Source organism: Methanothrix harundinacea 6Ac (genome assembly GCF_000235565.1).
Taxonomy (GTDB): domain Archaea; phylum Halobacteriota; class Methanosarcinia; order Methanotrichales; family Methanotrichaceae; genus Methanocrinis; species Methanocrinis harundinaceus.
Map to the genome: position 1 here is coordinate 280,673 of NC_017527.1, position 14,878 is coordinate 295,550.

Genomic DNA, 14,878 nt, shown 5'->3' on the forward strand with positions numbered 1-14,878 from the left:
TCAAAGGGTCGGAAGGAGGCGGTCGGCGGGGCCGCCCTGGAAAGGGGAGGATCATCGGGGCTCTGGTTTGTCGGGCTGGCCCCGGATCCTCTCCAGCGCCTCGGCGGCGGCGGCCTGGACGGAGGGGGCCTCGTCGTGGAGGGCCTCGGCGAGGGGACGCGTCGCCCTGGCGTCACCGATCCGGCAGAGGGCGATGGCGGCGTTCCGCCGGACGTGCTCGTAGGGGTCTTTGAGGGCTCCTATGAGGGGGCCGACGGCCCGAGGATCGCCGATCTTGCCCAGGGACCAGGCCGCCCTCGACCGGACGCTCCAGACTGGGTCCCCCAGGGCTTCGATGAGGGGTTCGGCGCCCCTCGGGTCTCCGATCCTGCCGAGGGCCTCCACCGCCCTCCACCGGACCCCCCTCCTCTCGTCCTCCAGGGCTCGGATCAGAGGATCGGTCGCCCCGGGATCTCCCAGGAGGCCGAGGGCGAAGGCTGCCCTCGATCTGACCATCATCTCTCCGTCCTTCAGGGCTTCTATGATGGGCTCTGTGGCCCTGGGGTCGCCGATCTTCCCTAGAGACCAGGCGGCTCGCTCCCGAACCTTCCCGTCCCCGTCCTTCAGAGCTTCGATGAGGGGTCCGACGGCCCGGGGGTCGCCGATCCTCCCCAGGGCGTAAGCCGCCATCTGACGGGCATGCAGATCGCCACCCTTCACAGCCCGCAACAGGTCATCAATCTCTGCCATCTCAGGCCACCGCCGCAAAAATCAGCTCCGATCTCATCTCCTCACCCTCTTTGAAGGGGACTGTAACAACCCACCAAAAATGTATCGGCATCGCCAAGCTGATTCTTCTTCCGCTGTTCTCGCTAATCCGCCTTCCGCCAGCACCAGGGGCCATAGGGGGAATCAATTAAACTAAAATTATGAAGCCAGAAGAGCCATTTCTCTTCAGTGACTTATGCCCCTCAGGTCCCCATCGTATCCTACTAATCGAGGGTGGCATCTTGGGCAGGCTTCACCTTTTGACGACCACGACCTTCATGCTCTTCGGCTCTGCCTCAGATCTCCCCTTCTGCCCGACCTTTTCAGCCCCTTCTCCGCCTACCTTCTCGAGAGGATCCAACTTCGATTTGGTCTTCTGCGCCATGACCAAATATTTTTATACTGCATCTATATAACCATTTCTTTCCTTTACCAGAACTCTTGGTGGATCCCCGCCCGCTGGAGACGAGCAGATGGCTCGGCCACGAGGAAGTATCGCTATATAAAAGAAAGCTAGTGCCCAGACCCGGATTCGAACCGGGGACATTCAGATCTTCAGTCTGACGCTCTCCCGGACTGAGCTACCTGGGCGAGTAAGGTGGGCTCGATGCGATTCGAACGCATGATCCCCGCCATGTCAAGGCGATGTCATAACCAGCTAGACCACGAGCCCACGCGACGGAAGCCCCCTCTGAGCTTTTCGGAGATAAACCCTTCGGTCTGGGGAGGGCGGGAGCGGGATGCGGATGGCGTCGGAGCCCCTCTCCGGCCCCCTTCCCTCGCCATCCCTCACCGGACCTCCCGGTGGTACTCTTCCAGGGGCTTGATGGTGATCTCCCCCACCTTGGCGATCTCGATTGCCTGGGCTGCGGCCCGGGCCGCCTGGACGGTGGTGATGTAGGGGACGTGGTAGTCGACGGCGTTCCGGCGGATCTGGAAGCCGTCCTTCACCGACTGCTTCGTCGTCGGGGTGTTGATGATGAGGCTCACCTCTCCCCGCTTCATGTAGTCGAGGACGTTGGGGCTTCCGACGTAGATCTTCTCGACCCTCTTGACGGCGACCCCCATCTTCGTGAGGAACTCGGCCGTCCCCTGGGTGGCGATGATCGAGAGCCCCGAATCGGCGAGCTTCCTCGCCACCTCGGCCACCGGCCCCTTGTCCTCGTCCCTCACCGAGATGAAGACCACCCCCTCCGTCGGGAGGGGGTTCTCGGCGGAGAGCTCCGCCTTGAAGAAGGCGAGGCCGGGGATGTAATCGATCCCCATCACCTCCCCCGTCGACCTCATCTCCGGCCCCAGGAGGGTGTCGGCGCCGGGAAGCTTCTCGAAGGGCAAGAGGACCTCCTTCACCGAGACGTAGGGGATCGTCGGCTCGCGGGTGACACCCTGCTCCGCCAGGCTCTTTCCCGCCATGACGCCCGCGGCGATCTTCGCCAGGGGCAGCCCCACCGTCTTCGAGACGAAGGGGATCGTCCTAGACGACCGGGGGTTCGCCTCCAGGACGTAGACGATCCCGTCCTTGTACGCCATCTGGATGTTGAGGATCCCCTTCACCTCCAGGGCGAGGGCGATCTTTTTGACGTACTCCCGGACCGTATCCTGGACGGCGGCGGGGATCGTCTGGGGCGGGATGATGCAGGCGCTGTCGCCGGAGTGGATTCCCGCCTCCTCGATATGCTCCATGATCGCCCCGATGAGGACGTCGTGGCCGTCGGAGACGGCGTCGACGTCGATCTCGACGGCGTTCTGGAGGAAGTCGTCGATGAGGATCGGATGCTCCGGGGAGACCCTCACCGCCTCCCTCATGTAGACCACAAGCTCCCGCTCGTCGTAGACGATCTCCATCGCTCTGCCGCCGAGGACGTAGCTCGGCCTCACCAGGACGGGGTAGCCGATCCGCCGCGCCTCCGCCTTCGCCTCCTCGGGGCTGGTGGCGTAGCCTGCCTCCGGCTGGGGTATCCCCATCTCCCGGAGGGCGAGGTTGAACCTCTCCCGGTCCTCGGCCATGTCGATCCTCTCGGGGCTCGTCCCCAGGATCTTCGTCGGCAGGCCCCTTCTAGCGATCTCCCTCTCCAGGGGGATGGCGAGGTTCATCGCCGTCTGGCCTCCGAACTGGACCATGACGCCATCGTGCCTCTCCTTCTCGATGATGTTCATGACGTCTTCGAGGGTCAGGGGCTCGAAGAAGAGCTTATCGGAGGTGTCGTAGTCGGTGGATACCGTCTCGGGGTTGTTGTTTGCTATGTGGGCCTCGATCCCCAGCTCCCGGAGGGCCTGGACGGCGTGGACGGTGGAGTAGTCGAACTCGATCCCCTGGCCGATCCTGATGGGGCCGGAGCCGATGATCAGGACCTTCTTCCTCTCGGAGGGGAGAAGCTCGCACTCGTCCTCGTAGGAGGAGTAGTAGTAGGGGGTCCTGGCCGCAAACTCCGCGGCGCAGGTGTCGACCATCTTGAAGGTCGGTAGGATCCCGCTCTCGATCCGGAGGTCGGCGATCTCCTCCCTCCTCTTCCCCAGGATCTTTCCTATCCTCTCGTCGGAGAACCCCATCCTCTTCGCTCTCCGGAGGACCGGGACCGAGAGGCCGGCGGCGATCTCCCTCTCCATCTCGATGACGTTCTCGATCCTCGCGATGAAGTAGGGGTGGATCCCGGTCAGGTCCGAGATCTCCTCAACGGTGACCCCCCGCCGGAGGGCCTCATAGATGGCGAAGAGCCGCTCGTCGGTCGGCGTCGCCAATAGATGCCTCAACTCCTCGTCGGTCCAGGGCTCGTACTTGCCGGCGTAGCCGAGGTCTTTGTCGATCTCCAGGGACCGGACCGCCTTCATCAGGGCCTCCTCGTAGCTTCTGCCGATGGCCATCACCTCCCCCGTCGACTTCATGGAGGTGGTGAGGGTCCTGTCTGCCTTGACGAACTTGTCGAAGGGCCACCGGGGGATCTTCATGACGACGTAGTCGACCGTCGGCTCGAAGGAGGCGGGGGTCTCGCCGGTGACGTCGTTTCCGATCTCGTCGAGGGTCATACCGACGGCGATCTTCGCGGTGACCCGAGCGATGGGGTAGCCGGTGGCCTTGGAGGCTAGGGCCGAACTCCTCGATACCCGGGGGTTCACCTCGATCACCCGGTACTCGCCGTCCTTCGCCGCGAACTGGATGTTGCACCCCCCCTCAATCTTGAGGGCGCGGATGATGTTTATGGCGGCGGTGCGGAGGGTCTGGACCTCCTCGTCGGTGAGGGTCTGGATGGGGGTTACGACGATCGATTCGCCGGTGTGGATCCCCATGGGGTCCATATTCTCCATGTTGCAGATGGTGATGCAGGTGTCGTTTCTGTCCCTCATCACCTCGTACTCCAGCTCCGTCCAGCCGACGAGGCTCTCCTCCACCAGGACCTGGTGGATCCGGGACCTCTTCATCCCCATCTCGACGATCCTGAAGAACTCCTCCTCCGTCTCCGCCGAGCCCCCCCCGGAGCCGCCGAGGGTGTAGGCGGGCCTGATGATGAGGGGGAGGCCCAATTCCTTCAGGGCCTCCTTCGCCCCCTCCGGGGAGTCGACGGCCCGGCTCCTGGGGACCGGCTCGCCGATCCTGATCATGGCGCTCTTGAAGAGGTCCCGGTCCTCCGTCTCCCGGATGGCGGAGACGGACGTCCCGAGAACCTCGACCCCGAACCTCTCCAGGACCCCTCCCTCGGCGAGCTCGCTGGTGACGTTCAGGCCGGTCTGCCCCCCGATCCCGGCGATGATCCCGTCGGGCCGCTCCCGCTCGATGATCTTGGCGACGACCTCGGGGACGAGGGGCTCGATGTAGATCCTGTCCGCCATCTCCGGGTCAGTCATGATGGTGGCGGGGTTGGAGTTGACGAGGACCACCTCCACCCCCTCCTCCCGGAGGGACTTGCAGGCCTGCGATCCGGAGAAGTCGAACTCCGCCGCCTGGCCGATCTGGATCGGTCCAGATCCTATCAGGAGGACCTTCTTTATCTCGGGCCTCTTAGGCATTTCCTTCACCTCCTCCTCTTCTCAATCTCTTTCGCCACGGAGGAGAAGAACCTCTCCCGGGTGCAGAGGGGGCCGGGCCTCGCCTCGGGGTGGTACTGGACCGCCTCCATCCCCAGGTAGCTGCTCCTGACCGCCTCCACCGTCCCGTCGTTGGCGTTGACCTGGGTGATCTTGAGGCCGGTCCCCTCTGCCGACTGGGGGCGCAAGGCGAAGTTGTGGTTCTGGGATGTTATATAGACGATCCCGCTCTCTAGGTCCTTCACCGGCTGGTTTCCGCCGTGGTGGCCGAACTTCAGCTTGTAGGTCTCCGCCCCCAGGGCGAGGCAGATCACCTGGAGCCCCAGACATATTCCGAAGACCGGCTTCTCTCCCGCGAAGTGCTTCACCGCCTCGATCGCCCGCCCGGCCTTTTCAGGGTCGCCGGGGCCGTTGGATATGAATAAGGCTTCTGGATCGTACCTCTCGATATCCGATATCCTCGAGTCCGAAGGCACCACCACTATGTCAAAGCCCTGGCACGCCATGGAGTCGAGGATGTTCCTCTTGATCCCCAGGTCCATCATCACCACCTTCGGGCCGTCTCCGGGGATCCGGTAGGGACTTTTGCAGGAGACGGCGCTTATCAGGTCGAGGCTCGATATGTCCGGCTGATCTTTTGCGAGGCCGACGACGTCCTCGTCGATCACATCCGGCCCCTCGCCGACGGCGAGGGCAGCCCTCATAGCCCCCTGATTTCGAATCTTGATGGTGAGCATCCTCGTGTCCAGGCCGTGGATTCCGGGGACCCCCTCCTCCTCCAGGAACTGGGATATCGTCCTCGTCGACCGGTGGTGGAGGGGCCTGTTCCAGATCTCCTTGCAGACCATGGCGGCGGCACCGATCCGGTCTGACTGAAAGTGGTCGCCGCTCACCCCGTAGTTGCCCATGAGGGGGTAGGTGAACGTCAGAAGCTGTCCCTTGTAGGAGGGATCAGTGAGAGCCTCCTCGTAGCCGGACATCACCGTCACGAAGACCAGCTCGCCAGAGACGACGCCGGGAGCCCCGAAGCCCACCCCTTCGACCCTGGTGCCGTCTTCCAACCCTAAGACGCCGATCATAGTATCGCCAACACAAGCAAGGAGGTGGTCTAAATAGGTTTCGACATGATCGAGGGGCGAAGGGCGCAAAGCCCCGCCGGAAAGCCGTTTCCGGGTCGGGCGGCGCCCGGGCCCCCAGCAGGCCGAGATCGTTGGCCCCATCTCCCGTCTCCCGCCTCTCTCCACCCGGCGGGTCCTTGATATAAAATAGGGGACGAGAACCTCAAAGAGGTGATGATATGCCGAGAGAGGACGGTCGCTGTGGAGGTGCCGGAATATGAGGGTGCTGGTCATTGGAGGGGCCGGCAGGATCGGGTCGGCGGCGGCCCGGGACCTGGCGGGCTCCGGCGAGGTGGAGGTGGTGGGGCTCGTCGGCCCCAGGGCGGGGCGGCTGGAGAGGGCCGCCGCCTGGATCGGGGGCGACAAGCTCCGCCTCCATCCTTGCGACGTCGGCGGGGGCGACGCCCGGGAGGTCCGGCGGCTGATGGAGGGCTACGACGTCGGGGTCATCGCCCTCCCCGATCGGAGGACGAGCTACCGGGCCCTGGAGGCGGCCATCGACGCCTCCCTCGACGCCGTCGACGTCCTGGAGGAGTACCACCGGCGGCCCGACCCCTACGAGACGGAGGGGCTCCCCGTCCCGGCCAGCATGACCCCGGACGAGTACGGCGAATCCCTCCACCGGAGGGCGGAGGAGAACGGCGTCACCCTCCTCGACGGGATGGGGTTTGCCCCGGGGCTCTCGAACGCCTCCATCGGCCGGGGGATCGACCTCCTCGACTCCGCGGAGAGGGCCACCGCCCGGGTAGGAGGCGTCCCCTCGAAGGAGGCGGCGGCCCGCCACCCCCTATGGTACACCGTCACCTGGTCCTTCGGGCACGTCCTCCGGGAGTACATGGTCCGGCCGAGGGTCCTCCGGGGCGGGAGGATCGTCGAGGTCGCCCCCCTGACGGAGCGGGAGAGGTTCGTCTTCGGGCCCCTGGGGGAGGAGTTCGAGGCCGCCGCCACCCCCGGGATGCCGAGCCTTCTCTATACGAGGCCGGGCCTCGCCGAGTTCACCGAGAAGACGGTCCGGTGGCCGGGGCACTGGGAGGGGATCGACCTCCTCCGGCGTTGCGGCCTGTTGGATCTTGAGCCGATGGAGGTCGCTGGCTGCTCTATCAGCCCCAGGGAGCTCTTCATCTCGGTGGTGGAGCCGAGGCTCCGGCCTCTGCCGGGGGAGACCGACCTCTGCATCATGGCAAACTCCGTCCAGGGGCTGAAGGGAGGGGAGGCGGCCAGGGTTGACCACCTCCTCCTCGCCGGCCCCGACCAGGTGGCTGGCGTATCGGCGATGGCTAGGGTGACGGGCTCCTCGGCGGCCGTCGCCGCGAGGATCCTCGGCCGCGGCGAGCTCCGGGGGCGGGGGATCGTCGCCCCCGAGGACGGGATCCGGGGGGCGGTCTACGAGGGGTACCTCCGGGAGCTGGAACTGCGGGGGATCTTCCTCCTGGAGACGGTCCGGACGGGGGTCTGAGCCTCTCCTGGGATCTATCGAGGACGGAAGAGAGGGCTCCCCGGGGGGGCGGCGGAACAAAATGAGGCGCTGGCTCTAAAGTACGGAATTTAGCCGAGGATGGAATATGGTTGGAGTTGGCCGGGGCGGTGCATTCCGCCTCCCCGGCCATCATCTCCAAAATCAGGAAATGAGGGGAAGCTCCACCAGATAGAGGTCCGCGGACCGGTTGTCATCGGGGCCGAAGACCTGGTCGATGACTCCATTCACGTAGGGGATCACCTGCTGGTTGAAGAGGGTGGTCTGGTTGTTGTAGTACTCGACGATGTCTGCCGTCTCCGGGGTGGCTTCTCCGCCCAGAGCGTTGTAGAGCTGCTCCAGGCTTCCGCCCATCCCGGTGGCCTGGCCGATGACCACGGCGGCGTCGTAGAACCCGTTCTTGTAGTCCTCAGAGGGCTCCTCTTGAGCGCTGGCGGCGCCGATGGCGGCGCAGAACAGAACGCCCATCACTAACCCTAACTTTATGATCTCTTTCATGAGTTATCACTCACCGACCGCTGATACGCTCACCTACTTAAAAACTCTGTCGGATAGGGGAGGCCCCCGGCGCTCCGCCCCAGCCGACCCCGGCGCCGGGGCGATCTCGAGGATCTGCCGCCTATTATTCGGATTGAGACCCCAGGAGCCGTACGACAAAGGTTAAATGGGCTCTTGCGGTCTATGGGGGGCGAGGATTGGCTTATGGACACGTACGAGAAGGTGATCGAGCTTGCCAGGAGGCGGGGCTTCATCTGGCCCGCCTTCGAGCTCTACGGCGGAGCTGCGGGCTTCTACGATTACGGCCCCCTGGGAGCCCCGCTCAAGAGGGGGATCGAGGACCTCTGGAGGGGGTTCTTCGTCATCCGGGAGGGGTTCTGCGAGATCGAGTGCCCCACCATCGGTGTGGAGGAGATCTTCAAGGCCTCGGGACACCTATCCGGCTTCTCCGACCCCCTCACCGAGTGCCGGGAGTGCGGCGAGATCTATCGGGCTGACCACCTCATAAAGCACATCGTCGAGGTCCCCGACGCCCTCGCGAACGAGGAGATATACCGCGTCATCCAGGAGAACGACGTCTTCTGCCCCGAGTGCGGCGGCGACCTCTCGGAGATCTACGAGTTCAACCTGATGTTCAAGACCTCCATCGGCCCGGGAGGAAAGCAGCCCGGCTACCTCCGCCCCGAGACCGCCCAGGGGATGTTCGTCAACTTTCAGCGGCTTCTGCGCCACTACCGCGACCGCCTCCCCTTCGGCGCCGTCCAGATCGGAAAGTCCTACCGAAACGAGATCTCCCCCCGCCAGGGGGTCATAAGGCTCCGGGAGTTCTCCCAGGCCGAGGCGGAGATCTTCATCAACCCCCAGGATAAGAGCCATCCCCGGTTCGGGGAGGTGGCGGACCTGGTCCTCCCCCTCCGCTCCCAGGAGGCCCAGGAGAGGGGGGAGACGGAGGAGATGGCCGTCGGCGAGGCCGTCGCCCGAGGGATCATCGCCCACGAGACCCTCGGCTACTATGTCGCCCGGACCTATCAGTTCCTGATCGAGGCCGGGCTATCGAGGGATAGGCTCCGGTTCCGGCAGCACAAGGCGGATGAGATGGCCCACTACGCCGCCGACTGCTGGGACGCCGAGGCCCTCCTGGACAGGTTCGGCTGGATCGAGATCGTGGGGGTCGCCGACAGGACGAACTACGACCTCCGCTCCCACATGGCTCAGAGCGGTTCGAACCTCACCGTCTACCTACCCTTCGCCGAGCCCAGGCGGGAGGAGCGGCTCGTCGTCAGGCCCGACATGAAGCGGCTCGGCCCCCTCTATCGCGGGAGGGCGAAGGCCGTCGCCGACGCCCTCACCGCCCTCCCGATGGAGGAGCTGAAGAGGGTGCCAGTGGTGGTGGAGGTGGAAGGCGAGCGGGTCGAGGTGGACCCCTCCCTCGTCGCCTTCGAGATGGTGACCGAGGAGGTCCGGGGCGAGGAGGTCGTCCCCCACGTCATCGAGCCCTCCTTCGGGATAGACCGGATCCTCTATTCCGTCCTCGAGCACTCCTACCGGGAGGAGGAGGTGGAGGGGGAGACGAGGGCGGTCCTCGCCCTCAAGAACCGGGTCGTACCGATCCAGGTGGCGGTCCTGCCCCTGATGGACCGGCCCGAGCTGATCGGCCCGGCGGAGGAGATCGCCCGGGAGCTGCGCTCCCTGGACCTCCGGGTCGAGTACGACTCCTCGGGGTCGATAGGCCGGCGGTACCGCCGCAACGACGAGGTGGGAACCCCCTACTCCGTCACCGTCGACTACGAGACCCTGGAGGAGGGGACGGTCACCATCCGGGACCGGGATTCCATGGCCCAGATCCGGATCGCCAGGTCCGACGTGGCGAAGATCGTAGCCTCCCTGCTGAGAGGGGAGGCGGACTTCTCCGGGGCCGGATCCCCCCTCCGGGGCTGAGGGCGAGGGGATCTCAGGCGGCAGGCGGCCGGACCTCTCCATCGAAGGGGGATTGGATGGCGTTGATGAAGGGGTCAGAGCGGCGGGCGGCTCTCTCGACGGAGGCGAGGAGGAAGGCGATCCATCTGACAGGGCTCTCGGTCCCGGCGGCCCTACTCCTCTTCGGAAAGGCCGCAGCCATCGGCTTCGTCGCCGCAGCCCTGGCGGTGGCGGCCCTCCTGGAACGGGCGAGGCTCTCCGGGAAGCTCCGGCTTCCGGCGGTCCGGGACCACGAGGAGGAGAGGGTCGCAGGGTACTTCTACTACATCTTGGGAGCCCTTATGACGGTCGCCCTATTCTCCCCCCCCATCGCCGCGGCTGCGATGTTGATGCTCGCCCTGGGGGACGCCGCCTCCGGGATCATCGGATCCGTCGTCCGGGGGTCGGCGGTGAGGACCCGGATGATGGAGGGCGGGGGGCGGAGGAGGAAGCCCCTGCCGGTGGTGGCGGGGACCTTCGCCGTCTGTCTTGCCATCGGATATGCCGCAAGGATCCTCGAGGGGACCTACTTCTCCGGCCCCGGGGTTTTATCCCTCCTCGTCTGCACCGTCGGCGCCGCGGCGGCGACCTTCGCCGATGCCTTTCCCCTCACCTTCCGGGGAAAGGTCGTCGACGACAACCTCACCATCCCCCTCTTCGCCGGGTCGGCGATGTCCCTGGCAGCTCTCCTCTGAATCCGGCGGAGAAAGGTTTTTTAACGTTGTTGAGAGTCTCCTTAACGGAGACGAGAGCAACTGCCAGCGGCCATGCCATCCGCCCCAGGGGCGGGGTCCCGAAAGCTTTGGATGGAGACGCGAGATCAACGCCCCGGAGGGCGAGGGCGAAGGCGAAGCTGTAGGGGGAGGCGCGGGCTCGAAGAGTTGCTGTTCATCGGAAGGAATACAGGAGGGATATTATGAACATAGTACTGCTAGGTCCACCAGGATCCGGAAAGGGCACTCAGGCGAAGATGATCGCAGACAAGTACGGCGTGGTTCACATCTCCACCGGGGACATCCTCAGGGAGAACGTCAGGAACGGCACCCCCCTGGGAGTGGAGGCGAAGAAGTTCATGGAGGCGGGAAAGCTCGTCCCCGACAGCCTCCTCATCGACATCATCAAGGACAGGCTCGCCAAAGACGACGTCAAGGGCGGCTGGATGCTCGACGGCTACCCCAGGACGATGCCCCAGGCCGAGGCGATGGACAAGATCCTCCCCAACCTGGGCCAGAAGATCGACGTCGTCCTGAACATCGACGTCCCCGACGCGGAGCTGGTCAAGAGGGTCACCGGCCGGCGGATGTGCAAGTGCGGGACCACCTACCACGTCCAGTTCAACCCGCCAAAGGTAGCCGGCAAGTGCGACGCCTGCGGGGCCGACCTCTACCAGAGGGCCGACGACACCGAGGAGACGGTCAAGGAGAGGCTCCAGGCCTACCACGCCCAGACCCAGCCCCTCATCGACTACTACGACAAAAGGGGGATCGTCGCCACGGTCGTCGGCGTAGGCGATATCAAGGAGATCTTCGGGAAGGTCGCCGTGGCGCTGGATAAGATTTAAAGCGCCCCTCATCATAACTTTTTTGCTCTTTTTGGTTGGTGTTATCCAAAAACTTATCATCTTCATTCACCAACTTATCTTTCGATTTAAATGGTACTTGATCCGGCAAGTTTGGCCGCCTTTGCCGCACCGCTCTTAGCTAAAGGCGCGGAAGCGTTCACCAAGACCGCCGGGGCGAAGGAGCCGACCTATTCAATATGACCCTCTCTCTTCACGCCCTGGGCCAAAATGAGAAGGCCGTCTCTCTGGCCAGGTCCGCCCTTGCGATCTACGAGGAGATCGAGAGCCCCCACGCAGAGACCGTCCGCCGAAAGCTGGCTGAGTGGGGGAGCTGAATCACAAGCAACCTATTTATCCGCCGATAATCCTGCCCTCCCCCATGATACTCGTCTATTCCCTCGGCGGCTCCATCCTGGCGGGCCGCGATGCTGAGAGCCTCAAGGGTTACGCGCACGCCCTCAAGGAACTCGCTGAAGAGCACCAGGTCTTCGTCGTCGTAGGAGGCGGCAAGATCGCCCGCGAATACATCGCCAAGGCCCGGGCCCTCGCGGCGAGCGAGGCCTTCTGCGACCTCCTCGGCATTGGCGCGACGAAGATGAACGCCATGCTCCTCATCGCCGCCCTCGGGAGAGCCGCCGCCCCCGAGCCGGCCGAGAGCTACGCTGGCGCCCTTTCGGCCTCTGCCGGAGGAAAGATCGTCGTCCTCGGGGGGATGGCCCCCGGCCAGACGACGGACGCCGTGGCGGCGCTGCTGGCCGAGTACGTCGGAGCCGACCGGCTGATCGTCGCGACCTCCGTCGAGGGGGTCTACTCCGCCGACCCCGAGATCGATCCGGGGGCGAAGAAGTTCGATAAGATGACCGCCAAAGACCTCGTCCGACTCGCCATGGAGACGGAGATGAAGGCCGGGTCGCGCTCCCCGGTGGACCCCCTGGCGGCGAAGATCCTGGAGCGGAGCCGGATCCCCGCCGCCGTCGTCTACGGCGGCGAGGTCGAAAATCTGAAAAGAGGGGCCGAGGGTGGCCACTCGGGGACGGAGATCTCCTGAGCCGGAGGGGCCGGGGCTCAGAACCGGACCATGCAACGGATCAGGTCTCTCGCGTCCAGCATCCCGAAAGGAACGTCTGATTCGGTGACGACGACCTGAGAGGCCCCCGTCTCTCCAAGCTTGCTTATGGCGACGTGGAGCGGCTCGTCCCCTTCGACGGTGGGATAATCCCTCTCCATACACTCCAATACAGGCATGTCCTTCTTCCCCTCGGCCATCCCTCTGACGATATTCTCGAGGGAGATGACCCCGCTACGGTTGCCGTTCTTCCCGACGAGGGCCGCCCTCGCCTTCAAGTGGTGGAGCTTGCTGCACGCCTCCAGGAGGGATATTTCGGGATCTATGGTAATGGCAGGCCTTGCCAGGTTTTTCACCGGGATCTTGGGGATCGCGGCCATCTCCTTAATATCGAATATCAGCCGGTTGGTGGTATCGTCCCTGCCTGTCACGACTCCCTTTATGTGGGTCTTGTTGACGGGGGTCGGCCCTATCTCTATCTCGTCGTCTATGTCGAAGTCCCTGATGTTCCCTATGATCTGGACGATCCCGCTGCACTGGTTCGGCCTCATGACGGTGAAGAAGGTGATCTCGTTGGCTGTAGCGCCATCGACGGGCGATCCGTTCCTGATCACCGGCACGTCCACCACATTATCATCGGCGTCCAGGTTGATCGCCTCGTAAGCGGCGGCGATGGCCTTATATCCGCCTTTTGGCCCTGGAACCCCCTCTACCAGGTGGAGGGCTTTGAGAGACTGCATCTGGTTCCTGATGGTTCCAGGGTTGCGATCTATGATATCAGCGATCTCTTCGCCCTTTACGGCTCTTCCCTCTCGTCTTTGCAAGTTTATCAGCGCAGTTAGTATCTCCCTTTGTATCTGTGTGAGTTCCATGCTGATCGGAAGGTCCGTCATGATTATCAGCTATATATACGTGTTGATCTTCAGAGCAAAACCTCCGCGCAGGGCAGCGTTTGCTGCCTCCATAAGGCAGTTTCGCCATCCTTCGCCATATTCTCTTGACAGACTCCTTCCGGACGTTTCCGACCACTTTGGGAAGACAGGCGCAAGGATAGACGTCCCCCTCCGGGGTGATGTGCATCCAGCTCCTCCCGGCGAAGCAGCCCACCTCCCGGAAGGCGGCGGGGACGGAGAAGGTCCGGGGCGGCGGAGCCGCCGAGACGAACTCGTCGAGGGCAGCGTAGTCCTCCACCGACAGGATCGAACCGACCTCCTCCGACCACCTCCCCGTAGGGACGACCTCGAAGAAGGTCAGCTCATCAGCGCCGATCTCGGCGGCCAGCCGATGAAACGCCTCGATCTCTGAGACGTTATCCCGCCGGAGGACGGCGTAGAGGTCGACGAGGAGGCCGGCGGCAAGGGCTTCCTCGACGGCCCTCATGGCGTCGCGAAAAGCGCCTGCCCTACCCCTCATCCGGTCGTGCTCCGCCTCGGCGGCGGAGTCGAGGCTGACGTTGACGGCGTAGAGGCCCGCATCTTTCAAATTCCGGGCGAGCCGTTCGGTGAAACCCGCCCCAGAGGTGAAGATAGTCGATACTGCCCGTTCGTCGACGGCCCGGACGAGGTCGGGGAGCTCCCGGTAGGTTGTCGGCTCCCCGCCGTCGAAGATGACGAGGGTGGTTCCCAGATCGAGGACCTGGCTGACGACGTCTTCGACCTCCTCGACCTCCAGGCGGTGGTGTCTGCCTGAGTCGGGGAGGGCGCAGTGGAGGCAGCGGTTGGGGCACTCTTCGGTGATGGATATCGTCACCTGGTCGGGGGTCCGGACCCCGAAGGAGGCCTTGACGTAGCTTCTCACCAGCCGGTCGAAGGGCCTGCTCGGTATTGGCGGAGACCAGGTGGAGAGGATCAGCCTCTCCCCGGCCGAGACCGGGATCTGGCCGTCGGCGATCCCCAGGGCGGACCGCACGAAGGGGAGGCGGGATAGCGGACCCTCGCCCCTCAGCCGGACCCTCCCCTCCTCCACCGACGCCTCGACCCGGAGGAGGGGGCTTCTGGCGAGGGTGTACCGCCCGGCCTCCTCGCCCTCCGCCCCTTCCCTCGACCTCTCCCTCACCGGTAGACCTCTTCGGGGTCGAAGACCCGTTCTCCGACGATCTTCCCCTCCAGGTCGCGGTAGAAGCAGGATCGATAGCCCGTATGGCACGCCCCCCCCAACTGGTCGACCTTCAGGAGGATCGCGTCCAGATCGCAGTCTATCCTCGCCTCCACCACCCTCTGGAAGTGGCCGGAGGACTCCCCCTTCAGCCAGAGCTTACCCCTCGACCTCGACCAGTAGTGGGCCTTTCCCGTCTCCAGGGTCTTCGCCAGGGCCTCCCGGTTCATGTAGGCGAGCATGAGAACCTCCCCGGTCCGGGCGTCCTGGACGATCGCCGGGACGAGGTCGCCCTTGATCTCCATCATGCCTCGATGATAGGGGCTATATCCTATAAAAGCCGT

General features: G+C 64.4%; 15 protein-coding genes and 2 tRNA genes. 7 read left to right on the top strand and 10 right to left on the bottom strand.

Features of this window, described 5'->3' with window-relative positions; genetic code table 11:
* Window positions 1–51 precede the first annotated feature (51 nt).
* The 6 genes from MHAR_RS01385 to carA all read right to left on the bottom strand — a co-directional run bounded on the left by MHAR_RS01385 (window position 52) and on the right by carA (window position 5,846).
* Complete coding sequence (locus tag MHAR_RS01385; protein WP_014585845.1) at window positions 52–729, bottom strand: HEAT repeat domain-containing protein; 678 nt, start codon at window positions 727–729, stop codon at window positions 52–54.
* Window positions 730–1,000: 271 nt separating this feature from the next.
* A complete protein-coding gene (locus MHAR_RS14015) occupies window positions 1,001–1,132 on the bottom strand; it encodes a hypothetical protein (RefSeq protein ID WP_266335526.1) in 132 nt (43 codons plus the stop codon).
* Window positions 1,133–1,264: 132 nt separating this feature from the next.
* Window positions 1,265–1,338, bottom strand: a tRNA-Phe gene (locus MHAR_RS01390).
* A gap of 8 nt (window positions 1,339–1,346) precedes the next feature.
* Window positions 1,347–1,420 (bottom strand) — tRNA-Val (locus MHAR_RS01395).
* A gap of 116 nt (window positions 1,421–1,536) precedes the next feature.
* On the bottom strand, window positions 1,537–4,749 hold the full coding sequence (carB, locus tag MHAR_RS01400; protein ID WP_014585846.1) for a carbamoyl-phosphate synthase large subunit: 3,213 nt from the start codon (window positions 4,747–4,749) through the stop codon (window positions 1,537–1,539).
* A gap of 5 nt (window positions 4,750–4,754) precedes the next feature.
* Window positions 4,755–5,846: a glutamine-hydrolyzing carbamoyl-phosphate synthase small subunit gene (gene carA / locus MHAR_RS01405; RefSeq protein WP_014585847.1), complete on the bottom strand. Its 1,092-nt coding sequence runs from the start codon at window positions 5,844–5,846 to the stop codon at window positions 4,755–4,757.
* Between the two features lie 256 nt (window positions 5,847–6,102).
* Between carA and MHAR_RS01410 the strand changes: the two genes are divergently transcribed.
* On the top strand, window positions 6,103–7,341 hold the full coding sequence (locus MHAR_RS01410; RefSeq protein WP_014585848.1) for a saccharopine dehydrogenase family protein: 1,239 nt from the start codon (window positions 6,103–6,105) through the stop codon (window positions 7,339–7,341).
* A 162-nt stretch (window positions 7,342–7,503) separates the two neighbouring features.
* On the opposite strand, the gene MHAR_RS01415 is transcribed toward MHAR_RS01410, so the two are convergent.
* Entirely contained in the window at window positions 7,504–7,857 is a 354-nt protein-coding gene (locus MHAR_RS01415) for a hypothetical protein (protein ID WP_014585849.1), read from the bottom strand.
* Window positions 7,858–8,061: 204 nt separating this feature from the next.
* On the opposite strand from MHAR_RS01415, the gene glyS reads away from it, so the two are divergent.
* From glyS to pyrH, 6 genes are all read left to right on the top strand, one after another.
* Window positions 8,062–9,795 (top strand): glycine--tRNA ligase, encoded by a 1,734-nt coding sequence (gene glyS, locus MHAR_RS01420; protein ID WP_014585850.1) that lies wholly within the window; start codon window positions 8,062–8,064, stop codon window positions 9,793–9,795.
* Between the two features lie 56 nt (window positions 9,796–9,851).
* Window positions 9,852–10,508, top strand: a complete 657-nt coding sequence (locus tag MHAR_RS01425) for a membrane protein (protein WP_014585851.1) — start codon at window positions 9,852–9,854, stop codon at window positions 10,506–10,508.
* Between the two features lie 29 nt (window positions 10,509–10,537).
* A complete protein-coding gene (locus tag MHAR_RS14020) occupies window positions 10,538–10,672 on the top strand; it encodes a hypothetical protein (protein ID WP_266335527.1) in 135 nt (44 codons plus the stop codon).
* Window positions 10,673–10,729: 57 nt separating this feature from the next.
* The gene (locus MHAR_RS01430) at window positions 10,730–11,374 is read left to right on the top strand and encodes an adenylate kinase (RefSeq protein WP_014585852.1); all 645 of its coding nucleotides are present in this window, start codon (window positions 10,730–10,732) and stop codon (window positions 11,372–11,374) included.
* Between the two features lie 197 nt (window positions 11,375–11,571).
* Window positions 11,572–11,709 carry a hypothetical protein gene (locus MHAR_RS13570; RefSeq protein ID WP_187287836.1) on the top strand — a complete coding sequence of 46 codons (138 nt, stop codon included), beginning with the start codon at window positions 11,572–11,574 and terminating at the stop codon, window positions 11,707–11,709.
* Window positions 11,710–11,753: 44 nt separating this feature from the next.
* Window positions 11,754–12,422 (top strand): UMP kinase, encoded by a 669-nt coding sequence (pyrH, locus tag MHAR_RS01435; RefSeq protein ID WP_048144229.1) that lies wholly within the window; start codon window positions 11,754–11,756, stop codon window positions 12,420–12,422.
* 17 nt (window positions 12,423–12,439) lie between these two features.
* On the opposite strand, the gene MHAR_RS01440 is transcribed toward pyrH, so the two are convergent.
* The 3 genes from MHAR_RS01440 to hisI are packed head-to-tail and all read right to left on the bottom strand — an operon-like array spanning window position 12,440 to window position 14,839.
* On the bottom strand, window positions 12,440–13,333 hold the full coding sequence (locus MHAR_RS01440; protein WP_338039951.1) for a CBS domain-containing protein: 894 nt from the start codon (window positions 13,331–13,333) through the stop codon (window positions 12,440–12,442).
* Window positions 13,218–14,495, bottom strand: a complete 1,278-nt coding sequence (locus MHAR_RS01445) for a radical SAM/SPASM domain-containing protein (protein ID WP_014585855.1) — start codon at window positions 14,493–14,495, stop codon at window positions 13,218–13,220. Before MHAR_RS01445 ends, MHAR_RS01440 begins: the two co-directional genes overlap by 116 nt.
* Complete coding sequence (gene hisI / locus MHAR_RS01450; protein ID WP_014585856.1) at window positions 14,492–14,839, bottom strand: phosphoribosyl-AMP cyclohydrolase; 348 nt, start codon at window positions 14,837–14,839, stop codon at window positions 14,492–14,494. Before hisI ends, MHAR_RS01445 begins: the two co-directional genes overlap by 4 nt.
* Window positions 14,840–14,878: the final 39 nt, after the last annotated feature.